At 62.2% G+C, this 13351-nt stretch carries 13 protein-coding genes; 8 read left to right on the forward strand and 5 right to left on the reverse strand.

Translation table 11 applies throughout. The features are described from left to right. Position 1: 1 nt before the first annotated feature. The 3 genes from GJ700_RS24570 to GJ700_RS24580 form a co-directional block, all read right to left on the reverse strand. Positions 2-1126: a M14 family metallopeptidase gene (locus GJ700_RS24570; RefSeq protein ID WP_154378918.1), complete on the reverse strand. Its 1125-nt coding sequence runs from the start codon at positions 1124-1126 to the stop codon at positions 2-4. Positions 1127-1215: 89 nt separating this feature from the next. Beyond that, on the reverse strand, positions 1216-2691 hold the full coding sequence (locus GJ700_RS24575; protein ID WP_154378920.1) for a catalase: 1476 nt from the start codon (positions 2689-2691) through the stop codon (positions 1216-1218). A 103-nt stretch (positions 2692-2794) separates the two neighbouring features. Further along, positions 2795-3856, reverse strand: coding sequence for a patatin-like phospholipase family protein (locus GJ700_RS24580; protein WP_154378922.1), 1062 nt, complete (start codon positions 3854-3856; stop codon positions 2795-2797). Positions 3857-4017: 161 nt separating this feature from the next. On the opposite strand from GJ700_RS24580, the gene GJ700_RS24585 reads away from it, so the two are divergent. From GJ700_RS24585 to GJ700_RS35630, 3 genes are all read left to right on the forward strand, one after another. Then, complete coding sequence (locus GJ700_RS24585; protein ID WP_154378924.1) at positions 4018-5697, forward strand: AMP-binding protein; 1680 nt, start codon at positions 4018-4020, stop codon at positions 5695-5697. 27 nt (positions 5698-5724) lie between these two features. Then, entirely contained in the window at positions 5725-5916 is a 192-nt protein-coding gene (locus tag GJ700_RS24590; RefSeq protein ID WP_154378926.1) for a hypothetical protein, read from the forward strand. A 79-nt stretch (positions 5917-5995) separates the two neighbouring features. Beyond that, the gene (locus GJ700_RS35630; RefSeq protein WP_229507224.1) at positions 5996-6307 is read left to right on the forward strand and encodes a PEP-CTERM sorting domain-containing protein; all 312 of its coding nucleotides are present in this window, start codon (positions 5996-5998) and stop codon (positions 6305-6307) included. Between the two features lie 304 nt (positions 6308-6611). Here GJ700_RS35630 and GJ700_RS24600 read toward each other — a convergent pair whose 3' ends face one another. Next, entirely contained in the window at positions 6612-7274 is a 663-nt protein-coding gene (locus GJ700_RS24600; RefSeq protein WP_154378928.1) for a PEP-CTERM sorting domain-containing protein, read from the reverse strand. Between the two features lie 140 nt (positions 7275-7414). Beyond that, a complete protein-coding gene (locus GJ700_RS24605) occupies positions 7415-8299 on the reverse strand; it encodes a dienelactone hydrolase family protein (RefSeq protein WP_371868110.1) in 885 nt (294 codons plus the stop codon). Between the two features lie 305 nt (positions 8300-8604). Between GJ700_RS24605 and GJ700_RS35635 the strand changes: the two genes are divergently transcribed. The 5 genes from GJ700_RS35635 to GJ700_RS24630 all read left to right on the forward strand — a co-directional run bounded on the left by GJ700_RS35635 (position 8605) and on the right by GJ700_RS24630 (position 13318). Further along, positions 8605-9177, forward strand: coding sequence for a hypothetical protein (locus tag GJ700_RS35635; protein WP_229507225.1), 573 nt, complete (start codon positions 8605-8607; stop codon positions 9175-9177). A 198-nt stretch (positions 9178-9375) separates the two neighbouring features. Beyond that, complete coding sequence (locus GJ700_RS24615) at positions 9376-10560, forward strand: lipid-transfer protein (RefSeq protein ID WP_154378930.1); 1185 nt, start codon at positions 9376-9378, stop codon at positions 10558-10560. Between the two features lie 21 nt (positions 10561-10581). Continuing rightward, the gene (locus GJ700_RS24620) at positions 10582-11418 is read left to right on the forward strand and encodes an SDR family NAD(P)-dependent oxidoreductase (RefSeq protein WP_154378932.1); all 837 of its coding nucleotides are present in this window, start codon (positions 10582-10584) and stop codon (positions 11416-11418) included. Positions 11419-11433: 15 nt separating this feature from the next. Continuing rightward, positions 11434-12585, forward strand: a complete 1152-nt coding sequence (locus GJ700_RS24625) for an acyl-CoA dehydrogenase family protein (RefSeq protein ID WP_154378934.1) — start codon at positions 11434-11436, stop codon at positions 12583-12585. Between the two features lie 88 nt (positions 12586-12673). Then, positions 12674-13318 carry a GntR family transcriptional regulator gene (locus tag GJ700_RS24630; RefSeq protein ID WP_154378936.1) on the forward strand — a complete coding sequence of 215 codons (645 nt, stop codon included), beginning with the start codon at positions 12674-12676 and terminating at the stop codon, positions 13316-13318. Positions 13319-13351 lie beyond the last annotated feature (33 nt).

A 13351-nucleotide genomic window follows, 5' to 3' on the forward strand; every position in this document is an offset into this window, starting at 1 on the left:
TTCAATCGTCCAGCGACAGCAGGATTGGTTGCAGGATGGCGCGGCCCAGCGCGGCGCTGCGCGCGCCATTCCAGCCCACGTGCGCGTCAGGCAGGTCCGCGTTGTCCTTGAACGGCATTTCCAGGGTCAGCGACAGGCACTGGAAGTGGTGGCCGATGTATTTCGACGCCAAGGTCAGCATGTCTTCCTTGTACTTCGACGCGGCATAGCCATAGGTATCCTGGAAGTCCGGCGACGCGTTCTTGTAGCGGTCGATGAACGCCTTTTGCGCGGCAGCCTGTTCCGGCGTGAAGTTTTCCAGCATTTCATTGCCGGCCACGAAGTTGTACGGCAGCGCTTCATCGCCGTGGATGTCGAAGAACATGTCGACACCGGTTTCATGGATCTTGTTTTTCACGCACAGCACTTCGGGCGAACGTTCCAGCGATGGCGTCATCCATTCGCGGTTCAGGTTGGCGCCGGCCGCGTTGGTGCGCAGGTTGCCGCGGATCGAACCGTCCGGGTTCATGTTCGGCACGATGTAGAACGCGCAGCGCTGCAGCAGCTTGCGGGCGATCGGGTTGGCGTCGTCCAGCAAGCCATCGATCATGCCCTCGACAAACCATTCCGCCATCGATTCGCCCGGGTGCTGGCGCGCGATGACCCAGATTTTCTTTTCCGCTTCGGGTTCGCCGATCACCACCAGGTTCATGTCGCGACCATCCAGCGACGAACCGATGTCCAGCACGCGCGCCACCGGGTTTTCCGCCACTTCGCCCAGCAGGCGCAGGTGGCGTTCCCACGAATACGGCTCGAAGTAGGCGTAATACACGCTGTCGAGGTCCGGCGTGTGCTTGACGGTCATGACTTCGCCGTCGAACGTGGTCGGCACGCGGAACCAGTTTTCCGAGTCATAGCTGGCCACGGCGTGGTAGCCCTCGTAACCCTTGGCGTACGTGGCCTGGCCCGCGTTGGTGAAGCGCATCGTCACGGCCTGCCCGCGCGCGCCCTGCAGGCGGAAGTGGAACCACTGGCGGATATCGGCTGCGTTATCGTCGCGCAGCTTCAGTTCGATGGTGGCCGGGGTATCGGCACGCACCACTTCGATGGCGCCGGAATCGAAGTTTTGGCTGATTTTGATGGTCATGGGGGTGTCCCGTGTTAGTTCTCCAGGACCGCTATTTTAACGGTCCTTGGCCCCCGGTGTTTCAATTTGCCATGCGTGCCCGGGATCCTTCAGTCGACGTTGCGGCCCAGCGCCTTCAACGCCGCCCGGACTCCCGCGCCATAGGCCGGATCGGCCTTGTCGAAATGCCCCAGCTGGCGCTGGATAATCTCGTCGCTGACCTGGCTCAGCGGCCCGGCCAGGTTGGCGCACAGGTTTTGCTTTTCCGCCGTGGTCATCAAACGGAACAGGTTGCCGGCCTGCGTGAAGTCGTCTTCCTGGCCACGGCCATCGTAGCGTCCCGCCGCGCCCTGCAGCGCCAGCGGCCCTTCGCCGTGGCCCATGCCCGTGTTGGCGCCGCCGCCATGGCCGGCCGCGTCCACGGTGGCATAGTTTTGCGCATCGCCGCCGTTATGGATCGCCATCGCGCCGTCGCGCTGCTGGTTGTGGAACGGGCAGCGCGGCGCGTTGACCGGCAAGTGCTGGTGGTTGGTACCGACGCGGTACAGTTGCGCGTCGTGGTAGGCGAACATGCGGCCTTGCAGCATCTTGTCCGGCGAATAGCCCATGCCGGGCACCGCATTGGCGGGAGAAAAAGCCGCCTGCTCCACTTCCGCGTGGTAGTTGACGGGGTTGCGGTTCAGTTCCAGCACGCCCACGGCGTGCAGCGGGAAGTCCGCGTGCGGCCACACCTTGGTGAGGTCGAACGGATTCCAGCCCGTGCGCGCGCTCCACGCGTCGAGTTCCTGTTCCGTCGCCACCTGCACTTTGACGTCCCAGCGGGGGAAGTCGCCCCGGTCGATGGCGTTCACCAGGTCGCGCTGCGCATAATCCGGGTCGGTACCGGCCAGCCGTACCGCGTCCGGCGCCGACAGGTTCTTGATGCCCTGCTGCGTTTTCAAATGCCATTTCACGTAGACGCGCTGGCCCTGGTCGTTGATCAGGCTGTACGTATGGCTGCCGAAGCCATCCATATGGCGGTAGCCGTCCGGCGTGCCGCGGTCGGAAAACAGCATCGTCACCTGGTGCAGGCTTTCCGGCGCCTTGCTCCAGAAATCGAACATCATCGTGGCCGATTTCAAATTGGTGCGCGGGCAGCGCTTTTGCGTGTGCACGAAGTCGGGGAACTTGATCGGGTCCTTGATGAAGAACATCGGCGTGTTGTTGCCCACCAGGTCCCAGTTGCCCTCTTCCGTATAAAAACGAATGGCGAAACCGCGCGGATCGCGTTCCGTATCGGCGCTGCCCCGCTCGCCGCCCACGGTGGAAAAGCGCACGAAGGTTTCCGTCTGCTTGCCGACCTGGCTGAACAGTTTGGCCTTGGTATAGCGCGTGATGTCGTGCGTGACGGTGAAGGTGCCGTACGCGCCGGAACCCTTCGCATGCACGACGCGCTCGGGAATGCGCTCGCGGTTGAAATGCTGCAGTTTTTCAATCAGGTGGAAGTCTTGCAGCAGCAAGGGGCCGCGCGGACCGGCGCTCAGCGAATTCTGGTTATCGGCAACGGGAATGCCGGAAGCGGTGGTCAATTGCGGTGGCTGGCTCATGGTCTCTCCTGGATGGGTGGCAATCAGTGAGGCCAGTGTACGGAAGCCTGCACAATAAATAAATTTAATTGATTCTATTGGGTCAATAGCTTTATTCTAGTCATCAGATCTCATGGATCGCAATCCCTTCAATGGGGGATGCCGGCGTCACCCATGGCCGGGATTCCAGCGCTTTTTTCATGTCGGCATAACCGGCCTGCCAGCGCGTATGGATGCCCAGCGCCGTGAAATCGATGTCCTTGGTGTGGTCTTCGCTATCGAGCCGGGGCGCTTTCAGCAGCACCACGTGCATGTCCGTGCCGCAGCCCCACGATGCCAGGTCGCGCACTTCCGGCAGCGCGGCCACGTCGGCCGGCAAGCGGTGCGCCAGTTCGCGGATCACGTGCCGCAGCCGGTGCAGGCGGCGCTGCTGTTCGATGTGGCTGGCGCGGCTGGCGTACTGGATTTCCTTGTGCTTTTCCAGCACGTCCAGCACGCTTTGCGGCTCCTTGCCGTCCGGATTCCATACCTGTACCGAAAAGATCAGCGAACTGCGGCGCGGTTCGTCATCGAGCACCGCCTCGATCGGCGTATTCGAATAAATGCCGCCATCCCAGTACGGTTCGCCATCGATTTTCACGGCCGGGAACGCCGGCGGGATCGCGCCGGACGCCACCACGTGGTCCACGCCCAGCGTTTCCTTTTTCGTGTCGAAGTAACGCATGTGCCCGGTGCGGGCGCTGACGGCGCCCACCGTCAGGCGCAAGCCGTCGCGGTTCAGGTAATCGAAGTCGACCAGCATGCCCAGCGTCTTCAGCAGCGGGCCGGTGCGGTAAAACGCGGCGTTTTCCACGCCCACGTCCGCATCGGGGTTGAACCACGTGGCCGGATTGATGGCAAAGAACGCGGGTATCCCCTGCGTCAAGGTCAGCGCGTTGGCAAACGCGCGCGGCATGCCGGGATATAGGGTGGAATGATGCTCCATCAGCGTCCAGAACTGGCGCAGCCGGTCCAGCCGCCGCGCCGGCGGATTACCCGCGATAATCGCGCCATTCAGCGCGCCGATCGACGTACCGATCACCCAGTCCGGTTCCATGCCCGCTTCATGCATGGCCTGGTAGACGCCCAGCTGGTACGCGCCCAGCGCACCACCTCCCTGCAACACCAAGACCACCTGGTCGGGCATGTCATTCTCCTGTCGGGTTGGAACGCATTTCATTTTAGCCAATATGCGGCGCGTGCAATGCCGGTGTGGTTTTGCAATATTGTCTGTTGCGAAAATTTAACAAGATGCCATAGCTGCGCAGTGAAATTAAGCGCACACTATCAATCTGGGAGGGCGAATCTATGGACCGTCACTGGATCAAGCATTACCCCGGCCACGTCAATCCACATCCTGACATTCCCGGCCTTACCGTGGTCGACCGCTTCCACGAAGCGTGCACGGTCCACGGATCGCGGCCCGCACTGGCCGGCCTGGGCACGACGATGACATTTTCCCAATTGCAGCAGCATGCGGACGAATTCACGTCGTGGCTGCAGCAATCGGGCTTCGAGCGGGGCGAGCGCATCGCCATCATGCTGCCGAACATCCTGCCGTATCCCGTGTGCTTCTTCGGCGCGTTGCAGGGCGGCTATGTGGTGGTCAATTGCAATCCCCTGTACACCGTCCGAGAACTGACGCACCAACTGGCCGACAGCGGCGCGAAAGTCATCGTGGTGCTGGAAAACTTCGCCCACGTGGTGCAGCAAGTGCTGCCCGCCACCCAAATTGAAAAAGTCATCGTGGTCAGCCTGGGCGACTTGCATGGCTTCAAGGCGCCACTGGTCAATCTCGTGGCGCGCCACGTCAAGCACCTGGTGCCGGCCTGGGATATCGACGGCCACGTGCTGTTCGGCACGGTGCTCAAGCAGGGCCACTCGCCCCATCCCCGCCCCGTCGCCCTCACGCGCGACGATATCGCGCTGCTGCAATACACGGGCGGCACGACGGGTACCTCCAAAGGCGCCATCCTCACCCATGGCAACCTGGCCGCCCACGAAGCATTGCTGGAAGCGTGGGCCATGCCCTCACTGCAAGCAATGAAAGACGATGGCACGGTGGCCATGGCCATCATGCCGCTGTATCACATCAGTGCGCTGATGCTGGTGCTGGTGCCGTCCATCCTGCATGGCGTGTGCTGTGTGCTGATCGCCAACCCGCGCGCGCTCGATGATTTGATCAAGACCATGCAGCACTACCGCATCGGCATCCTCAGCGGCATCAATACGCTGTACAACGCGCTGCTGAACCACCCGGACATCCTGAAAGTGGATTTGACGGCGCTGCGGCTGTGCACGGCGGGCGGCTCCGCCACGCAGCACAGCGTCAACGAGCGCTGGCATGCGCTGACGGGCATGCACATTTGCGAAGGCTATGGCATGTCCGAAGCCTCCGGCGCGCTGACGGTGAACCGCACGGACAACGTGCACTTCACGGGCACGGGCGGCATGCCGCTGCCGTTGACCGACATTTCCATCCGCGACGACGCCGGCCAGCCCCTGCCGCTGGGCACGCCCGGCGAAGTGTGCGCCAAAGGGCCGCAAGTGATGCGTGGTTACTGGAACCGGCCGGAAGAAAGCGCGGCGGCGCTCACGGCCGATGGTTTCTTGCGTACCGGCGATATCGGTTACCTGGACGACACGGGTTTATTGCATCTGGTCGACCGCAAAAAGGATATGATATTGGTTTCAGGATTTAACGTTTTCCCCAACGAAGTCGAAGAAGTACTGGCGATGCTGCCCGGCGTGATGGAAGCGGCAGTGATCGGTGTGGAAGACGAACGCAGTGGTGAAGCCGTGTGTGCGATTGTCGTGCCGCGCGACCAGTCGCTGACCAAGGACGATGTCGCCAGGCACTGCCGCGCCAACCTGGCGCCGTATAAATGCCCGCACATCATTGAAATGCAGGACACGCTGCCGAAGACGCCCGTCGGCAAAATCCTGCGCCGCGCACTGCGCGAACAGTGGATGCAGCGCCCCCATTGAAGCCATAACGACAACGAGGATAGAACGATGGACCAACACCAGCCGGACCGGCAAAACCATGCGATGGCCAACGACGTCGATACCGCACTGAACATCGAAAAATCCAGCGGCGCCGCCAATGCGTGGGTTTACATGACGCACAAGGCCGTGCCGCGTGGCGTCATCAAGCGCGTACTGGCCTTTCCCGCGTTACGCAGAAACATTGTCAAAATTAAATGATTGAGTAATGCGCCACACTTGAGGTGAATCGTGCTAGGCTAGCAGCCTGCCACTCACGGTTCAGCCTTCGGGAGGCGCCATGCAAACTGTTTGGAATAAAGCGTTGTTGCTGGCAACGCTATTGACTGTTGCGACGATGGCGCACAGCGCCGCCACAGTCGACGTAACGATCGAACCTGCGCTGCCGCCGCTGCAATCCCTGGACGACACCTATCTCATCGCGCTGGCCGACGCCGCCATCGCCGCCAGCCAGGCGCCGCCCGCGCCCCAAAGCATCAGTCCGATCCCCGAACCGCCCGTCTACATCATGCTGCTGGTTGGTGTCGGTTTGCTGGGTCTGGTTGCGCGGCGGGAAACCATTCCCCCCATCTTCAAGACCGATCAGGACTGACCTGCCGCTGGTCCTGCTCATCGGCTCGAACCACTGCGTCCAGGACAATAAAGTTGTTGCGGTAACGTGACTAAACATTGCGCCCGGGCAAGCGCGGGCATAAACTTCAGTTACTTCATAAAACCTGAAGCCCTACACTGCGCTGCCCGACCCCTGCACGCGACCAGATGCCGCCAGAATGCCTGGTGTGCCATATGCGAGGGCGCAATGTCCGAACTTTTATACCCCTTTGATGACACGACGGCCGTGAAAACGTACGCCGTCCTGCTGGACCGCCAGGTCGGTGTACTGGCCGCATGGAAATTCATGCTGGAACGGGGCTTTGCTCCGGAAGAAATCGTCGTAACCCTGACACGCACAGCGCACGACGAAGTGCGGGAAGAGGTGCAAAGCTAGCTTTGCGGCGGGCCGCCAGCCATCCGGCCAGGCCCGCCAACGTCAGCCACAGTGTGGAGGGTTCCGGCACCCGCACCGGCAAACGCTCCGCCTGGAAATAGCCGGTGGTACCGCTGCAGAACGTGGGACCGCCGCACTGCGTACCGACATAAGGATCGCCGCGCAGCAAGTCGACCGACCACAGCGAGTGGCCGGACATGTCCAGCTCCACTTCCGTCGTATTGAAGCTGATACTGCCCGTCACGCCGCCCAGCGCATCGAATTGCAGGTCAAACCTGTCATACACGCCAAGCTCCAGCGGCGGCTGGTGGCCATGGCCGCCCAGCGCAAACGAATAGCCCATGTAGACGATGCCGGCATCGACCGCGCTGAGCGCACACGGGGTACCCGAGCAACCGGCGAAATCGATAAAGGCATTCCCCCGCCAAAACGCGTCGTCGGTAATGCGCAGCACCGCATCGAAGCCCGGCAAATCTGGCGACTCCGTGACGGTATGCCAGCGGTAAATCACGTCGGCCATGGCCGGCAGCGCGGCAAACAGTCCCAGCAATAACAAAATGCAACGTTTCATAATCCTCTCCTTTTGATAAAGTGAAAGATTATTTACTTTGCAATTTTCGTGCCGCGCGATTGGCGCAGGGAGTTGTAAAACACCTACACAGAAATGTTAAAAAATCCGACACGCCGCAGGGTGTGCCGGATGACCGGATATCAAGCCAGTTTGGACTTGAAGAAGTCGACCGTGCGCTGCCACGCCAGCTTGGCGGCAGCCGCGTCGTAACGTGGCGTGGTGTCGTTGTTGAAACCGTGCTCAACGGCCGGGTACGTGTAATGCTCGTACTTGACGCCCGCTTCCTTCAGCGCGGCTTCATAGGCGGGCCAGCCGGCCAGGATGCGCTGGTCGTTGCCCGCATCGTGGATCAGCAGTGGCGCCTTGATGCGCGGCACGTCGCTTGCTGCCGGCTGCGGGCCATAGAACGGCACGGCGGCAGCCAGTTCCGGCAATTGCGTGGCCAGGTAATTGGCGATGCCGCCGCCTACGCAAAAGCCCACCACGCCCAGTTTGCCGTTGCCGTCCGGGTGCCCGTGCAGCCATTTGGCGGCGGCAACGAAGTCGGCGCGGGTTTTCGCCGGATCGAGCTTGGCGAATTCCGCGCGGGCCTTGTCTTCATCGCCCGGATAGCCGCCCAGCGGGGTCAGCGCATCCGGCGCGAACGCGATAAAGCCGTCGGCCGCCAGGCGGCGCGCGATATCCTCGATGTGCGGATTCAGGCCGCGGTTTTCATGCACCACCAGCACCAGCGGCAATTTCCCCTTGACGTTGGCCGGCGTCACCAGGTAGCCGCGCACCGTGCCATAGCCTTGCGGCGACGGGTAATCGACGAACTTGGCATGGATGCGCTTGTCGTCTTTTTCCACCACCGGCGCGGCAAAGCTGGGGCTCAGCGCCGTCAACAGGCTCGCCGCCGTGGCGCCGCCCACCGCGTAACGGCTGGCGCTGGACAGGAATTCGCGGCGGGAGATGCCGCCGTGCACATACTGGTCAAACAGTTTCAACACTTCAGGATCGAAATCAGCTGCGGTTTTGCGGGTCACGAATGCACTCCTTCACGTGGGACGGTGGCCGCCAGTGTAGCGCACGGCCCCCGTATTGTTGATCTACTTTTGTTGCATATGCTTGCACTTTTATTGTAAATCTTGTCGACTAAACCATTCATACGGGAAATATCTATGATCAGAACAAAAAATTGGACTAGATAGCGATATCACCGTATCATTCACCTGTCTCCTCCATTTCTTCCCAAAGAATTGGATTTAGCCCGCTCCCAGAGCGGGCTTTTTTTTATTTAATCTCAGCAACAACCGGCGCATACTTGCAGTCTCTGACTGAGGAGGATGACATGGCCTTGAATGAAGAATTAAGCTGGGGCGAAGTGGGCAAGATCGTCACGGATTCCAGCACCGGCGCCACGGTGGCCGATGCGTTCCAGCTGATGTTTGGCGAGCCCACCAAGGATTTGCTGCCAGCCGGCATGCTGATTTACAAATTCAACAGCGAAGGCAGCGTGGTGCCGGCCCGCTTCGGCGGCGACGCCAAGCTGGGACCGACCTCCCCCATGAGCCCTTGGTGGAGCGCCAGCCTGCCGTACAAGCACGATGGCGGCCTGGAACAGCGCATCAAGATCGCGCAGGCCAACGGCGTCAGCACCCGCGAATGGGGGCGCCTGACGTCCGTCATCAAGGAAGACTGGAATTCGCTGGCCTTTATCCTGGAAATCGAACTGGCCGAACCTGTGTATGGCTGGTTTGGCGGATTCAAGGGCATGGCGCGCAGCGGCGGCGGCAAATCGATGCGCGACGACAGCGCGGAAAAATCCGGCGGCGGCAAGAACCTGCCCGGCGGCGGCACCCAGTTCTACATCCCGAACCTGAAATACGCGCACGTCAAGCGGCACAGCCTGAAACCAACCTGACCGCCCGGCTCCGTCGCGGCGCCAGTGTGGTAAGGCGCAATGCCGTCACACCGCGCACGTGTTGCGGGCGGCATGCTGCGCAAACCAGGCAAACAATGAGGCGCAATGCCATACGTTTGATGTCCCCTGCCATTGCCCGCGCCGCGCCTGCTTCCTACACTGTGCTTACTTTCAACGCAAGTTACCAGGAGCATGGGAATGAGTCAGATCGTATGTGTGGCAGGGGTCGGCATGGTGCCATTCACCAAACCGGGCGCCAACGAACCGTATCCGGACATGGCCGCCAAGGCCGTGCGGGCCGCCTTGCAGGATGCCGGCATCGGCTATGACGCCATCCAGCAGGCGTATGCAGGCTACGTCTATGGCGATTCGACGGCGGGCCAGCGCGCGCTGTATGAAGTGGGCATGACGGGCATCCCCGTCATCAACGTCAACAACAATTGCTCGACCGGCTCCACCGCCCTGTTCCTGGCGCGCCAGGCCGTGCAATCGGGCGCGGCCGACTGCGTGCTGGCGCTGGGCTTCGAGCAAATGAGCCCGGGCGCGCTGGGCACGCATTTCCCCGACCGCCCCAGCCCGTTCGACAAATTCGAAGCCATGGCCGATGAACTGGTCGGCAATGGCGACATCCCGCTGGCGCTGCGTTACTTCGGCGGCGCCGGCCTGGCGCACATGAAGGAATTCGGCACGCCGTTGAACACCTTCGCCAAGATCCGCGCCAAGGCCAGCCGCCACGCGGCCAACAACCCGCTGGCGCTGTTCCGTACCGTGGTGACGGAGGAAGACGTCATGAACGCGCCGGTGGTGTGGCCGGGCGTGATGACGCGCCTGATGGCGTGCCCGCCCACGTGCGGCGCGGCGGCAGCCATCATCTGCTCTGAAGCATTCGCGAAAAAGCATGGCTTGAAGAGCGACGTGGTGATCCTGGCGCAAGCGATGACGACCGACAAGCCGGTGGCGTTCGACGCGCGCGACATGCGCGAAGTGGTGGGCTTTTCCATGACGCAGGCGGCCGCCGGCCAGGTCTATGAAGCGGCCGGCATCGGCCCGCAGGACATCGACGTGGTGGAATTGCACGACTGCTTCGCCCACAACGAATTGCTGACCTACGAGGCGCTCAACCTGTGCCCGCGCGGCGGCGCGCAACAGTTCGTCGACGATGGCGACAACACCTATGGCGGCAAGGTCGTCACCAACCCGTCCGGCGGCCTGCTGTCGAAGGGCCATCCGCTGGGCGCCACCGGGCTGGCGCAGTGCACGGAACTGGTCCAGCAATTGCGCGGCCAGGCCGGCAAGCGCCAGGTGGAAGGCGCCCGCCTCGCGCTGCAGCACAACCTGGGGCTGGGCGGCGCCTGCGTCGTCACGCTGTACGGCAAAAACTAAGACTTTTTCAGGAGACAGGCAATGGGCAACAACAAGCTGGAAGGCAAAGTAGCACTGGTAACGGGTTCGGGCCGCGGCATCGGCCGCAGCGTGGCGTTGCAACTGGCGGCGCAAGGGGCGCGCGTCGTCGTCAACGACCTCGACGCCGATCCCGCGCACGCGGTGGTGGAGGAAATCAAGGCGGCCGGCGGCGACGCCGTGGCGTGCTTCGGCAGCGTCACCGCGACCGACTTCGCGGAACGCTTCATCAAGACCGCCGTCGACCAGTACCAGGGCATCGACATCATCGTCAACAACGCGGGCTACACGTGGGACAACGTGATCCAGAAAATGACGGACGAGCAGTGGTACGCCATCATCGATTGCCACCTGACTGCGCCGTTCCGCATCCTGCGCGCCGCCTACCCTGTGCTGTCGGCCCAGGCCAAACAGGACGCGGCCGAAGGCCGTGAAGTGTTCCGCAAGGTCGTCAACGTGTCGTCGATTGCCGCCAACGGCAACGCGGGCCAGGCCAATTATTCAGCCGCCAAGGCGGGTATCGTCGGCCTGACCAAGACCTTGTCGAAGGAATGGGGCCGGCTGAAGGTCAACGTCAATTGCGTGGCGTTCGGCCATATCGAGACCCGCCTGACGGAACCGCTGTCCGGCAACGAAAGCAAGACCGTCAACATCGAAGGCCGCGAAATCAAGGTCGGCATCGGCGAGCAGGTGGTGGAAATGTCGAAGAAGATGATCCCGCTGGGCCGTCCCGGCAAGCCGGACGAAGCGGCGGGCTCGATCCTGATGCTGTGCGGTCCGGAGTCCGATTACGTTTCCGGCCAGTTGCTGGTGTGCGGCGGCGGCCTGGCCGGCCTGTAACAGGGGGACCGCATCATGCTGCCACAACTGCATCAACACGCGTGGATGGACGCGGACATCGAAGCGTTCCGCAATCAGGTCCGCCGCTACGTGCGCGCGGAAATGGTCCCGCACCTGGACGGCTGGCGCAAGCAGGGCTATATCCCGCGCGACGTCTGGCGCCCGTTCGGCGCACTGGGTTTCATGCTGCCGGAACTGGGCGAGGAATATGAAGGGCCGGGCGCCACCGTGGCATACCAGCTGGTGGTCCAGGATGAACTGGCCAGGGCGGAAGTGCCGGCCAACACGGCCGTGCACACGATTGCCGCCCATTACATCATGGACTATGGCACCGAAGAACAGAAACGCCGCTGGCTGCCGAAAATGGCCAGCGGCGAGATCCTGGCCGGTATCGCGATGACGGAGCCGGGCTGCGGATCTGACCTGAAAGCCATCCGCACCCGCGCCCGCCGCGATGGCGACCATTACGTGGTCGATGGCGCCAAGACGTTCATCACCAACGGCTACACCGCCAACCTGCTGGTCGTGGTGGTGCGCACCGGCGACGCGGGCGCGAAGGGCATTTCCCTGCTGGTGATCGAGACGGAAAACCTGCCGGGCTTCTCCGTGGGCCGCCGCCTGGAAAAAATCGGCATGCACGCGTCGGACACGGCCGAACTGGCGTTTGAATCCATGCGGATTCCGGCAGCGAACCTGCTGGGCGGCGAAGAGGGCCAGGGCTTTGCCCAACTGATGAGCCAACTGGCCTACGAACGCATGCTGCTGTGCGTCCCGGCGGCGGCCGTCATCGAACGCGCGGTGGAACTGACGGTGGAATACACCAAGGAGCGCAAGGCGTTCGGCAAGTCCATCGCCGACTTCCAGAACACGCAATTCAAGCTGGCCGAATGCGCCACCATGGCGCACGTGGTGCGCACCTTCGTCAACGATTGCGTACAGCGCCTGCTGGACGGCAAGCTCGATCCGGAAGCCGCCTACATGGCCAAGTGGTGGTGCACGGAACAGCAGTGCAAAGTGACGGACGAATGCCTGCAACTGTTCGGCGGTTATGGCTACATGGCCGAATATCCGATTGCGCGGCTGTATGCGGATTCCCGCATCCAGAAGATCTACGGCGGCACCAACGAGATCATGAAGGACTTGATTGCCCGTAAAGTGCTGGACTGACCTCGTCCCTGCGCGGTAAGGATTCGGCTTGCCTTTGCCGAGGCGGTATGCGTTAATTCGTATACTTTATTTAATTGGTTTACCGCGCATGAGCCTCGTCGTCCAGACCCTTTCCGAACAAATTTTCACCTTGGTCCGCGACCGCATCATTGCCGGCCACATCCCGTCGGAAACGCCGATCCGGCAGGATGCGCTGGCCGCCGAACTGGGCGTCAGCAAAATTCCCCTGCGCGAAGCGCTGGCCCGGCTGGAACAGGAACGGCTGCTGGTGTCGCATGCCAACCGCGGCTTCTTCGTGCGGCCGCTGAGCGCCGCCGAGGCGGAGGAAGTGTTTGCACTGCGGTTGAAGCTGGAACCTGACGCGGTGGGCGAAGCGTGCAAGGTCGCCACGCCGGAAGACCAGGCGGCGGCCCGGTTGGCGCTGGAAGCGCTGGATAAGGTCATGGTCACCAACAAGGACCTGGTGGGCGGCCACAACCGCACCTTCCACATGTCGCTGGTACAGCCGCTGGCGCGCCCGCTGACGATCCAGATCATCGAGCGCCTGCACCTCATTTCCGAACGCTACGTGCGCAAGCACCTGGAACCGGCCGGCCGCGACGACCGCGCCCACAAGGAACACCTGGCGATGCTGGAACTGTGGTCGAAGGGACAGGCCAAGGCCGTGGCGGGCATGATGCATGACCACATCGCGTCGACCCTGGAAGATTTGCGGCGGGAATTCAAGAACTGACAAGAAAAAAGGCGGGGCTTGTGGCCCCGCCCC

The sequence above is a fragment of the Pseudoduganella rivuli genome (genome assembly GCF_009674485.1).
Lineage (GTDB): Bacteria > Pseudomonadota > Gammaproteobacteria > Burkholderiales > Burkholderiaceae_D > Rugamonas > Rugamonas rivuli_B.